The following is an 18,595-nucleotide window of genomic DNA, read 5'->3' as shown; positions in this document are numbered from 1 at the left end:
CAATGCAGTTGGTGCCACTGCTGGTTCTCGGACTGGAACGGCGGCGTCTGTGACGCCTGCCGGGCCGCCGGGCACTGATGCCGCACCTCATACAGGCGGCCCGGGCAGCCCAGCACCACGCCGTCCGGGCCGCCGCCCTGCTCGGCACCCGACACCCCCGCGCCCGCGTCCTGCTCGCCGCCGCAGCCGTGGCGGCCATCACGGCATGGGAGGCAGGCCATCGGGTCGCCGACCGCCACCCGCGCCACCGACACCACCACGAGGAACCCCCGCGTGCCTGAGGACCTCTACGACCGCTACCAGAAAGCGGCCGCCGCACACCGCCAGCACCACGCCACCTGCACCGCCTGCACGGACACCACCCGCTGCCCGCAGGGACAGCGGCTGTTCGAGAGCTTCACCCGGCTGCAGGACGCCTACCTCAACCGCCAGCGACAGCAACGGCACTGACGAACCGCCAGCCACAGACCACCACCGACACACATGCAACAGCCCCCGGGCGGCCACCCCGGGGGCTGTTGCGCACGGAACTTATGGGAGGCCTCATATGAACCGCTCCGTCATCGCAACCACCCTCCAGGCGACGCGCGCCGCCCAAGCCCCCGCCGCCGGCCTGCCGGTCAACACCCACTGGCGGGCCGCCTCGGTCTGCAAGGACGAGGACCCCGACCTGTTCTTCCCGATCGGCAACACCGGCGCCGCGCTGCTCCAGATCGAGGAGGCGAAGGCCGCGTGCCGTCGCTGCCCGGTCATGGAGCGCTGCTTGCAGTGGGCGCTGGAGAACGGTCAGGAACACGGCGTGTGGGGCGGCACCGACGAGGGCGACCGGCGCCGGATGAAGCGCCGCGTCGCCCGCAAAAACTCCGCTTGACTCCCGCCTCACGGGAGCGGCGAGCAACTTCCGGCCCGCCGCGCAACACCCCCAGGGACCGGCTGTCCGTACGGCGGGCTCCGGTCTATTCGTGCGTCTCCAGCCCGGGAAAATCCTGGGTTCGCTTCCTCCCCGCAGGAGAGCCCATGCGTAGCAGCACCCAGCTCGACACCGCGACGACCGCCGTCACTGCCACCCGGCTGCCGGACTCGCTGTGCACGCATACCCCGAAGTGCCCGACCGCCGCCAGTCCGGACCGGGAGGCCGCGCACGTCGTGGCCGCCCATCCGGAGCAGGGCTGGAGCCTGCTGTGCAACGGCCTCCTGCTCTTCGAGGACACCGGGGAGCTGCTTCCCGACGGCCGGGTCATCGCCCCTCGCCGGCCTCTCGTGGCCACGGCCTGACGGCTGCCCGATCCGCCCGCACCGGCCGCCGAACCCTGGCGGCCGGGTCGGGCGGTGACAGGGAGCCGGACAGTCCAACGGCGGCTCGACGAGTCCGGGCGCACCGGCGTCGTCGCCCCCAGCCGCAGCCCTGATCGCTCCCGCCTCACAGAACTGACCCCGCACACCCCGGCCGCCGCCTCCTCTTCGGGGCGGCGGCCTGATCCGAGAGGAGGCGGCGTGGCCGCCAGCCGAACCCGTAAGAGGCCCACCGTCCGCAAGAAGCCGGCGGCAACCCGTCCGGATGTGCAGCCCACCGCCTCCCCCGCCCCCGGCGTTTCCGAGACCCCGGCCGGGATCACGGAGACGGAGGTGGACTTCGAGGCGCTGGCCCGCGTCGCGGACGCCCGGGACCGGGCCGTCGACGTCATCGACACCGCGCGCGAGCAGGCCGACGCCCTCCAAGCGGAAGCCGAGACGGCGGCCGCGCGCACCGTCGCCGACACGCACAAGCAGGTCACCGTGCTGATGACCGAGGCGCAGACCCGCGCCGCGGACATCACCGCCGACGCCGACCAGGAGGCCACCGCCCAGCGCGCGGCGGCGAAGAATGACCTGGAGGCGGCGCGCGGCGAGGCCGACAGGCTCCTGACGGAAGCCCGCGACCGTGCCGAGACCCTCGTGAAGGAGGCCCGCGCGCAGGTCGCCGACCTGACCGAGCTGGTCACCACCGACCGTGAGGCGACAGGCAAGGCGGTTGCCGAGCTGCGCCGCCTGGCGGAGGCCGACCTCACCGAGATCGGCGCCCTGGTCGACCAGCGCCGCATTGAGGCCGGCGGGATCCTCGCCCGCGCGCAGGAGCAGGCCGACGAACTGGTGGCCGCGGCGCAGCAGGAGGTCGACCAGGCCCGTGAGCGGTTCGCCCAGCTGGGGGTGACGGCGGCTGAGCAGTACGACGGCCGCCGCGCGGAGGCGGCGGCGCTGTACGCGGACGCGGTCAAGGCCGCCGACCACCGACGCCGCGAAGCCGACCGGTACGTTGCCGCCGCGCACACCGAGGCGGAGCAGGCCCGCACCGCGCTGCGCGAGAAGCTGCGCGAGCTCACCGACCAGTTCGACACGGAGGCCGCGACCAAGCGCAAGGCCCTCGTCGACGAGCTCGCCGGGCTCAAGCAGGCGTGCGACAAGCAGCGCGAGCGGCTGCGGGAGGAAGCCAAGATCGTCGCGGCGCAGCTGCGGGAGGCCGCCCAGAAGGAAGCGAGCCGCATCACTACGGAGGCGGAGCGCAAGGCGAAGGGCATCACCGATCGGGCACAGGCGGATGAGTCCCGCGCCCGCCGGCTCCTCGAGGAGGCCCGGGAGGCAAAGCGGGCCAACTCCCGCTGGCGCGGCTGGCAGCAGAACCTCAGCCGCAAGGCATGGACGACCGCCCCGTGGATCGCGCTCGCCGCCGGCGTTGGCCTCGCCGCCTCCGGCGAGTACGAACTGGCCCGCATGGTCGGCATCAACCAGTACGTCGCCCCGCTGCTGCCCGTCAGCATCGACGTCTACTGCGTCACCGCGTTCCGCGCCAAGAAGGACATCCCCTACGCGCTGCTGCTGATGGCGTCGGCGAACGTGACGTACCACCTGTCCGAGCAGGCCCACATCGTCAAGGAAGGCCAGTCGGCACCGTGGCAGCTGACCACGTTCGTCGTACTGATCTTCGTGGCCGTCATCTGGCGCGTCCACGCACTCATGCACGACGACGGTACGGACGGACACGCCGGTACGGCTGCTGCGGGCGGCCGTACCGGTACGGACAGCGGAAACGGAACGCCCGCCCGTACAGGTACACAACGGCGTCCCGACGGTACGGACGGCACGTCGTCCAGCCGTACAGGGGCTGCCAGCCGCGACCTGTACACCGCTCACGGCTCGGTACGGCTGGATGGGACGGGCCTCGGACGGGACGGTACAGACTCTGTACACGCCGCCCCGCACCCGCCGCACGAGGGTGGGACCGAAGTGGCGGTGACCAGGCCGTACGGCGACCGTACAGGTGGCGTACGCACCACCCCCGACGGGGCGGTGCGTACAGGTACAGCGGCTGCGGGACGCACCGGTACGACCAGTGCGGCCGTACAGGCACGCACCGGTGCCGTCAGCGTCCGTACACAGACCGCCGGCGACGGCGTACCGGAGGCCCGTACAGGTACGAGCGCCGCATCCCCTTCGGCAACCGGAACCAGCGGTACGGCGGGTACGGACCGTCTCGGTACGCCTGTACGCACGGACGCTGAACTCCTGCCACTCGTACAGGACCTGCCGCGTGACGCGGACGGCTTCGTCACCCTCTACCAGGCCCGCACCAAGCTCAGCGTCAACCAGCCCCGCGCGGTGCGCCTGCTCTCCCAGGCTGGCTTGCTGCGCCCCGAGGACGCGGACAAGTACCTGACCTGATCCACCGTCCGGCACACAGCAGTGAGGGCCAGCCCATCGGAAGTGGGCTGGCCCTCGCTGCGACTGCCGGAAGCAGTCGACAGCCCCACCAGTACACCAGGAGGGAATCCCCGCCGTGAACAGCAACAACGACCCGAATTATGCACCTCTGCGCGACGTCGCGCAGAGCCCGGAGGCAACCGCCCGGTACCTGGCCGACGTTCAGCGGGTCCTGCTGGACATCGGCAAGAACCTGGAGACCCTCGCGCACGAGACCCGCGTTCACCTGCGCGACACGCACGTGGAGGGCGACCGCTGGTACCACGCCAGGATGCGCGCGATGCCCGTCGAAAAGGCCCTCGGGAACGTGCTCAAGAACCTGAACAACCTCACCGAGGGCCTGGAAAAGAGCGCCTATAAGCGCCGCGCCCACGACGAGACCGTGGTGAATACGGCCAAGGGCAGGAAGGAAAAGGAGCTGGAAAAGCAGCGTAAGAAGAACCCGCCGAGCCTCCAGGCCGCGCCCAATCGACCGCAGCAGGGTGTGCAGGGCCAGAATTCCGGGTATGGTGGTCCCACGTCGATTTACGACCTCGGTAATAGGGAGTCGGCGTGACGCGCCCCCTCAGCAGCGCCGAACGCTCCATTCAAGGGCGGAACAGCTGGCTGCGGGACGAAGAGCGCAGGGCGATCGAAAGTCGCGGGGAAATCGGCCGGATGGAATTCTGGCTCCGCGTTACTCGGTCCGAAATCAGCAGGGAAACCAAGGCCGGACGCGGCGATGTCATCGCCGCTTTCACGCTGGTCTGCCGCCTCTTCAAGCTCGTCCTGGAGAGGCGGCAGGCGGGCGACCCGCGGCTGTTCGACCACCTCATGCAGTACGCGGACACCGTCATCAAGCAGCACGGCCCGCGTAACTGACCGTCACCCACGAAGGCCCCGCTGGGCTCCGGCGGGGCCTCGCGCGCGTAAAACGTGCACACGTGCACGTGCACGCGCATGCACACGAGACCCCACTGTCTGTCAAGTCCCTGGAAGGGAGGTGCCCGTGTCCGACGACCCCGACCGCACCGGCGGCGGAACCCTGGTCCACGGCCCGTGGAGCGGCGATTCCACGTACTCGCTGCCGCCGACGCCGGATTTCATCGACACCATTCCGCCGCCGGAAGACATTCCGGCCGCTCCCCCGGAGACCCCGGAGGAGACGACGATGGAACTGCCGCCGATTCCGGCCGCCCCGGACCCGTCAACGGCGCTGCGTTCCGAAGGAATCGCCGCACCGGAAGCCGGTGAGGACGAAGGCGAATACGAGGAAGGTGAATACGAACAGCCTCGTTCTCTCGCTGACCGTCTCGGTGACTGGCTGGAATTCCGACTAGAAATGGCGCGGGCCAACCATGAAAGCGAAGCGCCTTTCCGTGAGGCTGAAATAGCACGGAAGGCGGCGATGCTGGAGGGCCGCACGGCGCAGGAAGTCGCGATGATGGAGCAGAACGGAAAGCTCCACGCCGCGATGCTGAAAGCGAAGGGCGACAAGGCGGCGGCACGCGGAAAGGCCGATGTCGACCGCGCGAAGTCGTCCGCCTCCGGTCTGGGGGCGGACAAGGGCCGCTCGAAGGCCGGCGGCGGGGGCGGGTCCTTGCGCGGCGGGGGCGGCAGCGGGCCGTCCCACAACAACTCCGGCGCCGGGCCGAACCGGTCCGGGGCCTCGCGCGGCTCCAACTCCGGCGGCCCCGGGGGTCGTTCGGGGTCTGGATCTACCGGAGGCGGTGGAGGCGGCAAGGGCGGCACGAAGGGCTCCCAGTCGGGCTCTGGCGGCCGCGCAGCCGGTTCCGGGCGCAGCGGTCAGCCCGGGGGGCCGAAAGGCCCGCAGACGGGTTCTGGCGGCTCCGGCCGGAACGGCAACTCCCGGGGTGACGGCGCCAGTCAGGCGTCCGGCGCCCGTGCAGAGCGGGCCCGCGGCCGCCAGGAGCGCGCCGGGGCCCGGCAGACCGGGCGGCAGGAGCGGCGCGCCGCCGGTGTCGCGGACCGGAGCAAGGACCGCGACCAGGCCCGCGCCCAGCGGCAGCAGGCGTGGGAGGACCGCCGGGCCAGGAAGGCGCAGCGGGCGGAGGCTCGGGAGGCGAAGCGGGAAGCCGCGGCGTCGGCCGAACCGGGCCGCACCACGTTGGGCAAGGCCATCGGCGAGGAAGCCCAGCGCCGCTTCGACAAGCGCCGCGCCGACGCGAAGGCCGCCAAGGCGGCCGGCACCGAGAGGGTGAACCTGACCAAGGACAAGGGCTCCAAGGCCAGGGGCACCGACGGCAAGGACGCCAAGGACGCCCCTGACGGGGCCTCCAGCGCCGCGAAGGACGGCAAGGCGGGTGATACGCCGGGCACCGACTCAACGGCCGGTGACGGTGCGAGGAAGCGGCGCCGGTTCCGGCTCCGGCGCACCGGCACCACGGGCCGGGCCGGACGGCGCGGACGCACCCGCCGTCGCACCGGTCGCACCGGCCGGACGGGGCGCGATCGTACGGGTCGCACCGGTCGTACGGGGCGCGGGCGTCCGGCGGACAGCCCGTTCGGCCCGGAGGACTCCACCCCCACGGTGGAGTGGCCCGACCGTCCCGCCCGCCCGCCGCGCACCGACGCCAAGGGCGAGGACGACATCGTCGACGCCGACATCGTCCCCGACGGCCCGGCGGCCATGACGACCGGCGTGAGGGACATGCCGCCCGCGCCGGAGCCGCACAACGCACGGCCCGGCACCAGCCGACCGACCAGCACGGAAGGGAGCAGCGTGAGCAGCTCGCAGGTCAGCAGGCCGTCCGGTGGGGGTGGCCTCGCCGCCCAGCACCGCACGGACATCACGTTCGACGAGTACCTGATGGAGATGGCGAACATCGCCGTCCAGGCCGCCTCCGACCAGGAGCGTGCCGAAGCCCTTGCGGAGGCCCTCGACAAGGTTGCCGACGCCCTGCGCGACATGGCCACCGACCTGATCGGCGACCACAACGTCACCACCGAGGTCACCGAGCTGATCTCGGACCTGGCCGACGCCGCGGCCCGGTTGAAGCAGCTCGCCGAACGATGCGCCAGCGAGTGCGGGCTGGCCCTGGAGGCAGCCATGCTCGCGGCCACCATGGTCGCCCGCATCTACGGCCAGGACATGGCAGCGAAGGAAGACGCGGGCCTGAACTACACATCGGCCGCCGCACACCACGACTGAGCAGAAAGGCTCGCTGATGAACGACCTCCCGCCTCCCGGCTACTGGATCGACGCCCCCTATGGCCCCGACAAAGCTCTCGCCCCGACTGACGGCGACAACCGCTACAAGGCCGTCCAGGCCAAGCTCGAGATCCTCGGGCGCGCGCTCGACGACGCCGGGCTCGATCTGGAGGAACTCCTACGCAGCATCAAGAAGAACGCCAAGCGTGCCGAGGACGCGGCCCGCGACGTCGACAACGCCGAACTCGACCCGAAGTTCGTGGAACTGACCAGCAACGTCAGTGTCGCCCTCGGGGGCGCCGGAGTGCAGGTCGAGAAGCTGCATGACACCGCACAGGAGACCGCCAACCTCACCCACGAGACCAAACGCACCCACTCCAAGCTCTACGGCGCGCTCGACGACATCCGCTCAGGCCGACGCGAGAAGACGCCCCGGCCCGGGTTCTTCAACCGCTGACCCCGCTCCCCCACCCACCCCCGTCACGGGCGGCCCCGCAGATGTTGCAGGGCCGCCCGTTCCATTCGCCGAAGGAGATACCGGTGACCACGCCGCGCAGCGTCGCGCTCGAACGCCTCGCCTACACTCTCGCCGCGCCCGTGCTGGCCGTGGCGCCCAACGTCTACCCCGACAGTCCCGTCAACCATGTCGTGCAGCTTGCCGGTGTGGCCGGGGCCGGGGCATGGTTCCTCGCCTGCAAGAGCGATGAGCCCGGTGCCGGGCGCAGGATCTTGCGCTGGTCCCCGCTGGTCCTGGCCGCCGCCGTCGACGTCGCTGCCGGGCACACCGGCGGCTTCGGCCCGTACTGGCTGGACGGGCTGCTCGCCGCTGGATGGGTGGCGGCCGGCTACCTGGTGATGCCGTTCTCCCGGCACACCCGCCGCCGTCACCGTCCCTCCGTCGCGGCCCCGGCCCCGCACCCGGCGCCGGCTGAAGTGCCCGAGCCGTCCCCGGCCGTCCCGGACGACGGAGCCGACCTGCTCACCCGCGACGCGCGGCTGCTGTGGGAGCAGGCCGGGATGCCCGCCCGCACGCACATCGTCAAGGCCACCCGGCACACCGGCATGCAGCACGACATGACGATCCTGCTGCGCGCCTCGGAGCCCGGACGGCCGATCACCGGCCTGTCCGAGGCCGCGGTCGCCGCGCCGTTCGGCGTGCACTCCAGCGACGTGGTCCTGGCGGAGGTCGCCATCCAGCCCGGTCGCCAGGGCGGCCCTGGCTGGATGGAGGCCCGCATCACCCCCGACGCCAACGCCCGGCGGCGCACCAAGCCGACCGCGCAGGAGCGCTGGACGGACCGGGTCGGCGGGTCCAAGGGCGGCGCCCCCGGCTCCGAGCTGGTCCACAAGACCCGCGACGACGAACGCGGGGTGACCTTCTACCGGGCCAAGATGGCCGACTCCACCGAGACCCCGCGCATTGACCTGCCCAAGGTCTGCCGCGCACTGGGCTTGCCAGAGGACGACTCCTGCGTGTTCGTCCTCATCGACGGCTCGGAGTTCCTGATCAGCGTGTTCGATGAGCCGCCGCTGTCGCAGATCTTCCGGGCGACCCGCGAGCTGCTCACCCCGGACGACAAGGGCATGTACGCATGCGGGTTCACCATCACCGGCCAGCCGGTGAAGACGATGGTGTACCAGCACGACAAGAACGCCCCGGCGCACGGTCTGACCCTCGGGGTCAGCCGGTCCGGCAAGACGCAGTTCTTCGCGATCCACATGGCCGCCCAGTCCCTGGACGGGGAGGTCGTGTGGCTGGGCACCGTCCGCAAGGACGAGAAGACCACCGTGCTCGGCCGGTACATCGACCGGCAGGGCTCGAACGCGCTGTGGATGGCCCGCTCGCTGCGGGCGGCGAAGGCGCTGTGCGAGATCAGGGCGGAGATGCCCTGGCCGCACGACGGTCAGCCGCACGACTACAAGCCGGGCGACCCGCGCTGCCCCTACCGGCAGCTCAACGTCTACGGCGATGAGTTCATGACTGCGGCGCAGGACGCGGACTTTGGCGAGTTCATCCAGAAGGATGGCGAGGATCTCACGGTCACCGGCCTGAAGTACGGCATCGGCTTCAACCCCGCCGGACAGAGCCCCTTCGCGCATAACGGGTTCTCCACCGAGATGAAGGACAACCTGCGGCAGAACTCGAGGCCGGTCATCTTCAACATGGGTTCGCCCGGCGCCACCCGCAAGGCGGCGGAGGGCACCATGGAGAACGCCTACGACGTGCCGACCATCCCGGCCCGCTACTCCCGCAGCGAAGGCTCCGCGATCGAGCGGGCCATGCGCGGCGAGGCCGACCCGGAGAACGGCGTCTCCACGGGCGGCGTCGCGGTCATCGTCCTCGACAACGGCCGCGCCGTCCTGATGCGGTCGCTGTACGCGGACTTCGACACCGACCTCTCCGAGCTGTTCCCCGACGAGGTCAACCGGCTCACCGACCACGAGATCAGCGAGCTGGAGAAGCGCGGCCTGTGGTTCGACTGGAACGAGCCCGTGCGGCCCGGCGAGTTCTGGCCCGAGCCCGACGAGGACGACGACGGCGACGGCCGCTCCCGCCGGCGCGGCGGCGGAGGCGGAGGCGGCAAGGGCGGCGGCCGCAGCTCTAGGGGCGGCGCTCGTCGCTCCGAGCAGGTCGCCTCTCCCCGCCAGGCGCTGGAAGCCATCAAGAGCCTCACCGACGCCTGATCACACCCACCCACCCGTCACGGGGCCGGACCGCCCCAGCGCGGCCGGCCCCGCCCCATCCCTTGCGAAGGAGCACCACCACTGTGGCCCTGTCCATCTCCGCCGCCGCGCTGCTGGGCATCATCGTCGTCGTCCTGGTCAAGGGCGGCTACGTCCGCGTCGGCTCCGCGTTGACCTGCACGCTGTTCGGCTTCACCCTCGCTGCAACCGGCCTGGCCCCGACCATCAACAGCGGCCTGGCCTCGCTCGCCGGACTGATCTCCAACTTGTGACCTACGCCTCGGTCCACGGCGGGTCGGGCGTGTAGTTGAGCCCGTCGCAAAAGCGGCAGTCCCACTCCGACGGGATCTCCCACTTGTCGACCCAGAAGCCGACCTGCTTGCCGACGAAGTAGTTGTCCCCGCCGCACCATCCGCACTCGAAGACGAACTCCACCCGATTCCCTCCCCCGCGCCTGTCGGATCGAGGATGCCCGGGGCGCCGGTGCGGTGACTACCCACCCGTCAGACCCAACTCACCTGCTGAACAACGCCGAAGGGCGCCGCCGGACACGACTCCGGCGACGCCCCTCGCCGTTGCGCGCGGCCACTCCCCCACGCGCCTCCCAGCCGTCACGGCCAGGAGGGCGCGCGCCCCTTCCCGCGTGATCGGAGAACCCCGATGGACCCCCTGAACACCACCCAGTCCGGCATGCCCGAGTCCGAGGCCGCGGCCGAAGCCCGTCGTCTGCTCGACGAGTGGGCGGGCAAGCCCGTGCGCCACCACCCCACCGCGTTCCGCGACGACACCGAGCCGCCGGCCTTCGGCACCACCCCGCCCGTGCGGCAGGAGGACCACCGGATCGTCCCGGCCTGGGCGGCTGGAATCGCGGTGGCCTCCATCGGAGTGGGCGCCGGGATCACCGGCATCGGCTGCGGTGCCTGGCTCGTGCTCCAGGGCCTGTCCTCGGTCACGTTGAACGGCGTCCTCATGGTCACCCTGCCGTTCGCGGGCCTGGCCATGGCCGCCACCGCCATCGGCGGCGCGATCAGCAAGGCCCGCGCGGCCGTCACCAAGAACGTCTTCGAGGGTCCGGTCACCCACCACACCGAGATCCACAACAACAGCACCACGCGCGGGGCGTTCTTCGCCCGCACCCGCAACGAGATCCGCTGACCCGCCCACCACCGCCCTCCAGCAGAAGGAGCAGCCACGCCATGACGCACAACGACAAGCCGGTCAACGGCCAGGACAACCCGTCCTTCGTCGACGTCCTCAACCAGACGCCCCCGCCGGTCGACGCGAAGGACTGGCCCCACCCGAAGCGCTTCGCCGGGCTGCGCGCCGCGTGGAAGGCGTCGTGGGAGGAAGGCGGCTTCCTCTACCAGCGGTGGGAGGAGGTCTTCCAGGCCCGGCACGCCAGCTGGCACGAGGTCGCCAACTGGATCAAGGCCGCCGCGCTGGTCGGCGGGCTCAGCCTCATCGTGCTGATGCTGGACGCCGCCGGCGACATCGCCTCCGCCGCGCTCGAGGGCCTGTCCGCCGTCCCGGCCACCAGCAGCAGCGACGGCGGCGGCCTGTGGGGCACAGTCGACCACCCCGTCCACGCTTTCCTCGCCGACCAGGCCGCGCACCTGTCCGTCGCCCCGGCCGCCCTGTACGCGTTCTGGCAGCTGACCGGGCTGCTCGGCCTGGTCGGCGGGTTCTTCGGCAACGCCGGCGCCCGCATCGCCTGGCTGCTGTTCGGGATCGGCAGCCTCGCCATGATCTGGTCCACCGCCCCGGCCGGGGGCCGCGCCGCCGCCACCGGGCTCGCCGCCCTCATGTGGGCCCTAGCCAGCATGTTCGCCCTGCGCGGCCTGACGCTTCGGCCCGTCGTCCACAACCACCCGCCGCAGTACCAGTTCAACCCCGCGCTCCACCTGCACGCCACGATCCCTGCCCCCACCCCGGCGGGCGACGACCTCGGTCCCGACAACATCCACCCGCTCCAGCGCTGACCAGCACCACCACCGCACGCCCACCCGACCCGCTTCGACCGGCTGCGGTCGAGGCCCGCCGCTTCCGCACCGCCCGCTGACCTGACGCCCTGCCTGGTCCTCGCCCGCCCCGCACCCGGGCCGGGCGAGGACCGGACAGGCCGCCCGGCCGCACGTAGCGCCCGCCGACACCAGCACGACGTCGGCGGGGCGCAGCGCTGTCCACCGACCGTTGGAGGAACTGCTCGTGCTCATCCCCCGCCCGCGCCGCCGGATCGGCCGGCCCCGCCCGCAGCGTCCCGGCCCCCGCTACCCGCACCGCCCCGACCGGCTGCCCGACGCCTGGAGCAGGTGATGCCGCGTCTGAGGAAGAAGCGCCGCCGCCGCCGCGAGGTGAACCGGGTGCCGCGCGGCGACGCAGGACTGCCCGAGTACGACCGCAGCACGGTGCCCGAAGGGCTCGTGACCAGGCGGCAGTTACGGGACATGGGCCTGAGCCCCGGCGACAACGAGGGCCCGGTCGCGATCTTGCGCTGCAAGCTGTGCGCCACCCGCCCGCAGTGGTCGTGCACCCACCCCACCCGCGGCTTCCTGCTCCGCGTCGACTTGGCCAAGCCCAAGAGGACGTCGACGCTCGCTCAGGAGTGGGCCCTCGATCAGGCGATGGCCGCCAGGCAGACCTGTGGCCAGTGCCGGAGGCGGTTCTACATCTGCCTCTCGAAGAAGCTCGGCTGCTGCCTGGAGTGCTTCGACGGAACCCCCGTCGACCCCAGCAGCCTTATGACGCTCCCGGCCCCGGCCGTTCACAGGCTGGCCGCGTGAGCCAGGCCCCGTCCCGACCGCGCCGGCCGGGACGGGCCCGCACAACCCGGGCGGCCGCAGCACCGGCAAAGGCCGGCCGCCCGCTCCCTCACCCCGTTTCGAGATCAGGAAACCCAGCATGACGCATCGCCCCGCAGTCTTCGCCGCCCTTCTCGGACTGACCCGCGCCGGGAGCGCCCTCGGTGACTTCTGGGTGCAGAACGATTTCTGCGCTCGGGTGAAGGGCGCCTCCGACGACCACCCGGTCACCTACGAGGACCCGGCCACGAAGGAGAAGACCACCCACGGCACGGCTGACGGCCGCAAGGCGTGCCTGCACCACTGCCTCACCTACACGGCCACGCAGGCGATCGTCGCCGGGGCTGGCGCCCGCGCGCTCGGCATCCGGGTCCACCCGGCCGCCGCCGCGGCCGCGCTCGCCATCTCCTTCGGCACCCACTACGCCGCGGACCGACGCGTCCCGGGCAAGGGCCTGCTGGAGAGGATCGCCACCAAGACCGGGAAAGGCGGCTTCTACAAGCTCGCCGACTTCGGCATGAACGGAGCCTTCCACCTTGACTCGGCCTGGCACCGCGGCTGGGAGACGGTCGCCGCCGTGGTCGCCACCACCAAGGCGACCACCCGATGACCAGCTGCTCCCGCACGCGCTTGGAACGGGTGCGCGCCTCCGTCGGCATCGCCCAGCTCGCCCTCCAGCAGATCGAGGACGACCTGAGCGCCGACGACGTCGACGCCTTCGAGCTCGCCGTGATCCTGCGCGAGCTCCAGGAGGACGTCGACGTCCCCGGCGGCCTCTTCCCCGCCCTCGCGCAGGTGGTCAGTGCCGCCGCGCGGCGGGTGGAGCAGATCGAGCCCGACCGCGATGGTGACGCCTCTTGCCCCCTGCACGAGGCCGCCGCGCTGCTCACCGACAACGCCGGGCAGCGCCTGAACTGGGCTGCCCGCTCCCTCGACCCGCAAGGAGACCCCGAATGACCTCGGTGCTGTACCCGGACCTGCCCGAGAACGGGCTGATCGTGCTGATCGGCGCCTCCGGCGCGGGCAAGTCGACCCTGGCCCGCACCTGGCCGGCCTCCCAGGTCCTCTCCCTCGACGGGCTGCGCGGCACGGTCAGCGACGATCCCGGCGACCAGGGCGCGACCGGCGACGCCGCGGACGTCCTCGCGCTGATTCTGGAGTACCGGATGGCCCGCAAGCTCACCACGGTGATCGACGCCACCAACGTCGAAGAGGGGGTGCGGGCCGACCTGCTGAGGGCCGCCGGGCGGCACGGCATGCCGGCCGCCGCGGTCATCCTCGCCACACCGCTGGACGTCTGCCTGCACCGGCAGCACCCGCGGCCCGACAACCGGCGCGTGCCCGAAAACGTCGTCCGAGCTCAGCACCAGGCGGCAGCCCGGTCACACCAGCAGCTGGCCGCCGAAGGCTTCACCACCATCATCGTCGCCGACACCGCAGGAGTGCCGACCCATGCCTGACACCACCGGCCGCCCCTACGCGCCCGGCAGTCCGCTCGCGTTCCTGCTGGAGATCGCCGCCGACACGTGCGGCCCCGACGAGAACGAACAGCGCGAGGACGCGGAGACCGCCGCCGCCCACCACACCTACGCCGCCTACCCGCAGACCCTCGCGCAGGCCGTGGAAGCCGCGGACTGGCACGGGGCGGCGGCCACGGACAGCGGCGGCCGCCGGGTCGAGCCGTCGGCCGTGGCCTGGCTGGACGGCGGCCTGTGGCTGCACCACACCCTGCGCATCACCGAGCACGAAGGCGCCCACGACGTCCTCACGCTGGTCGTGCCGTGCACCTGCGGCCGCTATACCGGCATCACGCTCGACAGCGAGGAGACGCTGCTCGAACTGCTCGCGGAACTGGCGCCGACGCACGGCCGGTCGGTACACGACGACACCGCGGCCGACTGCCACAGCATCCCGGCCATACCGTCGCTGGCTCACCCCCAGTAGCAGGCGCCCCGCCCGCCGTACCGGAGACGGGCGCGGATACGGCCACACGGGGAGCGGCGCTCGCCCCTCAGCACTTCTCCGTCACGAGGGGCGAGCGCACTTCCCAGCATGCCCGACGTCCGGCACCGCCCGGGCCACACGTGATCACACAGCAAGAGGCGCACCCCCTGAAGCCTGGAAGCACTCGGGGTGCGCCTCTCTCAATCGCCCTCGAAAGGGCAGATCGGAGACCATCATGCCCGTTGACTCCGCCTTACGGCAGCGCTCCCGGATACTCGCGCTCGCTGCCGTCGCGGTGCCTCTGGCGGTCGCTGTCGCCGACGACGTCAGGGTCCGCCGGCATCTGCACGCGGCCCGCCGCGACCCCCTCACCGGACTCGTCGGCCGCGACGCCCTCATGACCCGCACCGCGTACCTGGCACGTGCGCACCGCGGCCTCCTGCACGTCTTGGTCGCCGATGCCGACGGACTGAAGACGGTCAACGACACCCTCGGGCACGCCGCCGGCGACACCCTCATCGCCACCGTCGGCCACCGGCTCGGGGCATGGGCGCAGGCCCGCGGAGGCCTCGCCGCCCGGCTCGGAGGCGACGAGTTCGCCGTCGCAGTGCGGCTCTCTCCGCCCGCGACCCTGCGGGAGGTCACCGCGCTGCGCGAGCTGCTCGCGCAGCCCGTCGACCACGCCGGGCAGATACTCACCCCGGCCGTGTCCATCGGGACCGCGCGCGCCGCCGACCTGCCCCGTGCGGCCGACGCTTCCCGCCTTCTACGCGGCGCGGACATGGCCATGTACCGGGTGAAGACCGGCACACAGCCGCCCGGCTACCTGGCGACCCGCCACGACGCCTACACACCCGCAGTCCACGGGCGCCGCCCCGGCCGCCCCGGCACGCACCTGCCCCTCGCGTGACCCGCCGGGTCCGCAAGACGCCGCTGTGGGAACCGGGCTGCGTCCCGGCTCCCGGCGGCCTGCTGGACTGGCGCGACGCCCGGCACTTCGACCGCTGGCAGAACGTGCCCTGCGTGCTGTGCCACCGGCCGACGCCGATGCGCTCCCACTACGGCGAGCCCGTCCACAAAGTCTGCGCAGAGGACTGGATCAGTACTCACGCCACCGAGGCCCGCCTCGGCAGGTTCGCCTCCGACGTCCAGCCCAAGCGCCAGCGCGACGACGACCACGCCTGACCCGCCCCTTCTTTGGAGAGCTCTGCCATGCCCGGATTCCGATCCGCCCTGCCGGCCTCCGACCGGATCACCTTCCCCTTCACCGCCTCCCCCACCGCCTGCCGGCGCCAGCCAGACCTCTTCTCCCACGAGGCGACCAGCACACCGGCAGCACAGGCCGACATCGAGCAGGCCAAACTGCTGTGCTCCGGCTGCCCGATCGCAGCGGGCTGCCTCAAGTGGGCACTGGCCCACCCGAGCGAGGCGCGCCTGGGCGTGTGGGCAGGCACCACCGCCCGCCACCGCACCCACCTGCGTCAGCGCCTGGCCGACCGGCTCGGCACCGACTGGGTGACCGTCGTCGCCGACCACGACCAGCGGCTGCGCCAGTTGCGCCAGGCCGCCCGGTATACCCCGCTCACGGTCCGCGAAGCCCGCATCGTCCGCCTGGACCGCGACGTCAATGGCCCCCTGCCACGGCGGCCGCGCAGGCTCACGCCGGACGAACAGCGGCTCAACATGAGGCGGCTCCTGGCCGCTGCCGGCGCACCGGCCAGGAAGGCGGGATGACATGGACGCCGTCGCGATAACCCTGGACGGCTTCCTCGACGAAGAGACCGTCCCCGGCAGCCCGCATGAGACGAGCGCACGGTTCCGGCTCGTCGTCTCCCCCACCGACGAGCGCGCGGACGAAATGGTCATGCCCTGCACGGCCACCACCTCCGCGGTCGCGGTCGCCGTGCTGCACGACCTGGTCCCCGGCGACCAGCTCCGCATCACCGGCTACCTTCGCCTGCCTCGCACCCCGGATGAGCCGATGTGGCTGGACGTCACCACGCTCGAGGTGCTGTGGGCAGCACCGCTGTCTGCGCCGGCGGAAGAGCCGGCCGACCTGGGCGGGCAGACCATCGCTGACCTGACCGACCTGTTCGCGGGCCTGGACTTGGTCGACCTCACCCGCACCGTCCTGGACGAGACCAGGCCCGAAGCCCGGGCCCGGGTCATCCAAGCGCTGGACGACATGTTCGGCGACATCGCCCTCCCCGGCGTGGAGGACATCGACCCGTGAGCACCACCAGCACGTAGCAGCCGCCACCTTGGAGCGCCGTGCCCGCCACCGCGCGGGCGTGGTGCTCCCTCCTTCGTCAAGGAGCCACAGATGCCCATCAGCTCACCAGCACCGGAACGAGCCCAGCACTTACTCGCGCAGCTGGAGCGGTTCGGGTCCCGCGAGAACGGGCAGCTCGCCGTCGGCCGACGCCTCCTGGCGGACCACCCCGAACTGCCGCTCACCGGCTTCGCGATCTCCCACAGCATGTGCCCGGAGCCGGGCCGCCCCCGGCACAGCCTGATCCTGCGCGTCGGCGAACACGACACGGCCGGCATCACCGCCTGGGCGCATGCCCTGGGCACCGAGCCGGTCATCGACGGCGCCCGCTACCGGTTGGACACCGCCCTGGACGGCATCGGGATATGGGGGTCGGCCACGATTCCCGAAGACGCCTACGACATGGACCAGGCGGTGTTCATTCCGTCCGGCGACGACGTCAGCTTCACTCACCGGGGCCTGCTTGTGACCGAGTTCGGGGAGGACGGCGACCTGCTCTTCCTCGGCCACCCGCCCGCGCGGGAGGTCCTGGCCACCACGAGCGCCTACTACCGCCACACCTGCGGCCAGCGCCTGCGCCCGTTCGACGGGCACATCCTCGCCGACAGCATCACCCGCGGATGGTGCCGGTTCGTCGCCTACCCCACCCGCGCCGACTGGCGGATCCGCACTGTGCCACCGGACACCCCCGGCGCCCTCCCCGTCACCTGGATGTACGCCCAAGACGGCTACACCCAGGACCTCGACTTCGACCGCTGCCCGGCCTGCGGACGCCCCAGCCGCGGCCTGGACTACCACCCCGAGACCGGGGAGCGCGTACACGGCTGCCCTTCACCGATCTGCCGGCACCAGTGGCCCGTCGTCGACACCCCAAGCTCTGCACCGACTCCGGTGGTTACCGAGCACCGCCAGGGCCGCGACGCCCTCGCCATCCTCTGACCCGCACAGCGTGCACCGTCCCGAGCCCGTCGGGCCGGGACACGCGCCATGACTGAGAGGCGGCCGTGAAAGGGAGAGCACCTGGCGGATCGCTGGGCATCGTCCGCCGAACCCGGTGCCGTCCCGATCACCGCCATGCGGCGCCCCTGCCCATCCCTGCAACCGCATCCCTTCTCCCCGACCCCGACCAGGGCGCCACGACCTGGGCAGCCTGACCACCCCTCACAGACAAACGGGCCCGCTTTCCCTGCTTTCGGGGGAAGACAGGCCCGGAGAGGACCTCTGTGCGATGACCACCATCCCGCCCGCCCCCTCCATCCGCGCCGCCGACGCGGCCGCCCTCCTGCTCGCCGCGCACCCCCATCTCACCGCCGTGTCCGTCGACACCGTCGACGTGCCCGGCCCCGGACGGACCGCCCTCATCCAGACCGAGGACCGGACCACCCTCCAGGCATGGGCCCGCGCCCTCGACACCACCGTCCGGAGCACCGGCCGCAGCAGCTACGGCACGAGCGAACCCCGCCTGCCCGGCTCCCCGGACTGGCTGTGGTGGCGCCTGCTCTACCTCGACACCACCGTCGACCGCATCCCCGTCCGGCTGTGGACGCTCGAGACCAGCGCCCACCCCCGTGTCCTGGCCGCCCACCTCGCCGCCACCATCCCCACCAACAAGAAGGCCACCCATGACTGCTGACACCATCCCGCCGCGCCCGCCGATCGTCGTCCTGTGCGGGTCGACCCGGTTCTGGGACGCGCTCACCGAAGCCGCCCTGTACGAGACGGCGGCCGGCCGGATCGTCCTCGCCCCCGTCGGCAACCCCGCGACCCCGCATCCGCTGTGGGCCGACCCCGCCCGCGCTGACCGGCTCAAGCGCCTCCTGGGCGACCTTCACCTGCGCAAGATCGACCTTGCCGACGACGTCCTGATCGTCAACCCCGGCGGCTACATCGGCGACAGCACCCGCCGCGAGATCGCCTACGCCCAGAGCCTTGGCAAGCCGATCCGCTACACCCACCCGGTACCCGACCACACCTGACCACCCTGCACAGCAAAAGGGCCCCTCCGCTCAG

The 18,595-nt window shown here is 72.0% G+C and carries 26 protein-coding genes; 25 read left to right on the top strand and 1 reads right to left on the bottom strand.

Annotation, left to right across the window (positions count from 1 at the left end):
- Positions 1-77 precede the first annotated feature (77 nt).
- The 11 genes from ABT070_RS40565 to ABT070_RS40515 all read left to right on the top strand — a co-directional run bounded on the left by ABT070_RS40565 (position 78) and on the right by ABT070_RS40515 (position 9,843).
- Positions 78-281, top strand: coding sequence for a hypothetical protein (locus ABT070_RS40565; RefSeq protein WP_351767966.1), 204 nt, complete (start codon positions 78-80; stop codon positions 279-281).
- A complete protein-coding gene (locus ABT070_RS40560; protein ID WP_351767965.1) occupies positions 274-450 on the top strand; it encodes a hypothetical protein in 177 nt (58 codons plus the stop codon). The genes ABT070_RS40565 and ABT070_RS40560 overlap by 8 nt, the downstream gene beginning before the upstream one ends.
- Positions 451-547: 97 nt before the next feature.
- Positions 548-871: a WhiB family transcriptional regulator gene (locus ABT070_RS40555; protein WP_351767964.1), complete on the top strand. Its 324-nt coding sequence runs from the start codon at positions 548-550 to the stop codon at positions 869-871.
- A 212-nt stretch (positions 872-1,083) separates the two neighbouring features.
- A complete protein-coding gene (locus ABT070_RS40550; RefSeq protein ID WP_351767983.1) occupies positions 1,084-1,275 on the top strand; it encodes a DUF5999 family protein in 192 nt (63 codons plus the stop codon).
- Between the two features lie 219 nt (positions 1,276-1,494).
- Positions 1,495-3,696, top strand: coding sequence for a coiled-coil domain-containing protein (locus ABT070_RS40545; RefSeq protein WP_351767963.1), 2,202 nt, complete (start codon positions 1,495-1,497; stop codon positions 3,694-3,696).
- 115 nt (positions 3,697-3,811) lie between these two features.
- The gene (locus tag ABT070_RS40540) at positions 3,812-4,291 is read left to right on the top strand and encodes a hypothetical protein (protein WP_351767962.1); all 480 of its coding nucleotides are present in this window, start codon (positions 3,812-3,814) and stop codon (positions 4,289-4,291) included.
- On the top strand, positions 4,288-4,596 hold the full coding sequence (locus ABT070_RS40535) for a hypothetical protein (RefSeq protein ID WP_351767961.1): 309 nt from the start codon (positions 4,288-4,290) through the stop codon (positions 4,594-4,596). The genes ABT070_RS40540 and ABT070_RS40535 overlap by 4 nt, the downstream gene beginning before the upstream one ends.
- Before the next feature lie 559 nt (positions 4,597-5,155).
- Entirely contained in the window at positions 5,156-6,886 is a 1,731-nt protein-coding gene (locus ABT070_RS40530) for an ATP/GTP-binding protein (RefSeq protein WP_451102725.1), read from the top strand.
- Between the two features lie 16 nt (positions 6,887-6,902).
- Positions 6,903-7,343: a conjugal transfer protein TraB gene (locus tag ABT070_RS40525; RefSeq protein ID WP_351767959.1), complete on the top strand. Its 441-nt coding sequence runs from the start codon at positions 6,903-6,905 to the stop codon at positions 7,341-7,343.
- Positions 7,344-7,426: 83 nt separating this feature from the next.
- Positions 7,427-9,571, top strand: a complete 2,145-nt coding sequence (locus ABT070_RS40520) for a chromosome segregation protein ParM (protein ID WP_351767958.1) — start codon at positions 7,427-7,429, stop codon at positions 9,569-9,571.
- 83 nt (positions 9,572-9,654) lie between these two features.
- Positions 9,655-9,843, top strand: a complete 189-nt coding sequence (locus ABT070_RS40515; RefSeq protein WP_351767957.1) for a hypothetical protein — start codon at positions 9,655-9,657, stop codon at positions 9,841-9,843.
- A 1-nt stretch (position 9,844) separates the two neighbouring features.
- Here the strand turns inward: ABT070_RS40515 and ABT070_RS40510 are convergent, their stop codons facing one another.
- Complete coding sequence (locus tag ABT070_RS40510) at positions 9,845-10,006, bottom strand: hypothetical protein (protein ID WP_171053419.1); 162 nt, start codon at positions 10,004-10,006, stop codon at positions 9,845-9,847.
- A 225-nt stretch (positions 10,007-10,231) separates the two neighbouring features.
- Here ABT070_RS40510 and ABT070_RS40505 point away from each other — a divergent pair, with 225 nt between their 5' ends.
- The 14 genes from ABT070_RS40505 (at position 10,232) to ABT070_RS40440 (ending at position 18,561) form a co-directional block, all read left to right on the top strand.
- The gene (locus tag ABT070_RS40505) at positions 10,232-10,726 is read left to right on the top strand and encodes a hypothetical protein (RefSeq protein WP_351767956.1); all 495 of its coding nucleotides are present in this window, start codon (positions 10,232-10,234) and stop codon (positions 10,724-10,726) included.
- A gap of 41 nt (positions 10,727-10,767) precedes the next feature.
- The gene (locus ABT070_RS40500; RefSeq protein WP_351767955.1) at positions 10,768-11,550 is read left to right on the top strand and encodes a hypothetical protein; all 783 of its coding nucleotides are present in this window, start codon (positions 10,768-10,770) and stop codon (positions 11,548-11,550) included.
- Positions 11,551-11,883: 333 nt separating this feature from the next.
- Positions 11,884-12,351: an RRQRL motif-containing zinc-binding protein gene (locus ABT070_RS40495; protein ID WP_351767954.1), complete on the top strand. Its 468-nt coding sequence runs from the start codon at positions 11,884-11,886 to the stop codon at positions 12,349-12,351.
- A gap of 118 nt (positions 12,352-12,469) precedes the next feature.
- Positions 12,470-12,979: a hypothetical protein gene (locus ABT070_RS40490; RefSeq protein ID WP_351767953.1), complete on the top strand. Its 510-nt coding sequence runs from the start codon at positions 12,470-12,472 to the stop codon at positions 12,977-12,979.
- The gene (locus tag ABT070_RS40485) at positions 12,976-13,326 is read left to right on the top strand and encodes a hypothetical protein (protein ID WP_351767952.1); all 351 of its coding nucleotides are present in this window, start codon (positions 12,976-12,978) and stop codon (positions 13,324-13,326) included. The genes ABT070_RS40490 and ABT070_RS40485 overlap by 4 nt, the downstream gene beginning before the upstream one ends.
- Positions 13,323-13,829 (top strand): AAA family ATPase, encoded by a 507-nt coding sequence (locus ABT070_RS40480; RefSeq protein ID WP_351767951.1) that lies wholly within the window; start codon positions 13,323-13,325, stop codon positions 13,827-13,829. The genes ABT070_RS40485 and ABT070_RS40480 overlap by 4 nt, the downstream gene beginning before the upstream one ends.
- On the top strand, positions 13,822-14,313 hold the full coding sequence (locus ABT070_RS40475; protein ID WP_351767950.1) for a hypothetical protein: 492 nt from the start codon (positions 13,822-13,824) through the stop codon (positions 14,311-14,313). The genes ABT070_RS40480 and ABT070_RS40475 overlap by 8 nt, the downstream gene beginning before the upstream one ends.
- 235 nt (positions 14,314-14,548) lie before the next feature.
- On the top strand, positions 14,549-15,223 hold the full coding sequence (locus tag ABT070_RS40470; protein WP_351767949.1) for a GGDEF domain-containing protein: 675 nt from the start codon (positions 14,549-14,551) through the stop codon (positions 15,221-15,223).
- The gene (locus ABT070_RS40465; protein ID WP_351767948.1) at positions 15,220-15,498 is read left to right on the top strand and encodes a hypothetical protein; all 279 of its coding nucleotides are present in this window, start codon (positions 15,220-15,222) and stop codon (positions 15,496-15,498) included. Before ABT070_RS40470 ends, ABT070_RS40465 begins: the two co-directional genes overlap by 4 nt.
- Positions 15,499-15,525: 27 nt before the next feature.
- Positions 15,526-16,047 carry a WhiB family transcriptional regulator gene (locus ABT070_RS40460; protein ID WP_351767947.1) on the top strand — a complete coding sequence of 174 codons (522 nt, stop codon included), beginning with the start codon at positions 15,526-15,528 and terminating at the stop codon, positions 16,045-16,047.
- A 1-nt stretch (position 16,048) separates the two neighbouring features.
- Positions 16,049-16,546: a hypothetical protein gene (locus tag ABT070_RS40455; protein ID WP_351767946.1), complete on the top strand. Its 498-nt coding sequence runs from the start codon at positions 16,049-16,051 to the stop codon at positions 16,544-16,546.
- A gap of 90 nt (positions 16,547-16,636) precedes the next feature.
- A complete protein-coding gene (locus ABT070_RS40450; protein ID WP_351767945.1) occupies positions 16,637-17,524 on the top strand; it encodes a hypothetical protein in 888 nt (295 codons plus the stop codon).
- A 289-nt stretch (positions 17,525-17,813) separates the two neighbouring features.
- Positions 17,814-18,218: a hypothetical protein gene (locus ABT070_RS40445; RefSeq protein WP_351767944.1), complete on the top strand. Its 405-nt coding sequence runs from the start codon at positions 17,814-17,816 to the stop codon at positions 18,216-18,218.
- Complete coding sequence (locus ABT070_RS40440) at positions 18,208-18,561, top strand: hypothetical protein (protein WP_351767943.1); 354 nt, start codon at positions 18,208-18,210, stop codon at positions 18,559-18,561. The genes ABT070_RS40445 and ABT070_RS40440 overlap by 11 nt, the downstream gene beginning before the upstream one ends.
- Positions 18,562-18,595 lie beyond the last annotated feature (34 nt).

The sequence above is a fragment of the Streptomyces sp. NPDC002884 genome, assembly GCF_040295245.1.
Lineage (GTDB): Bacteria > Actinomycetota > Actinomycetes > Streptomycetales > Streptomycetaceae > Streptomyces.
Note: the sequence above shows the minus strand (reverse complement) of the source record. Positions and strands in the feature narration are given on the sequence as shown.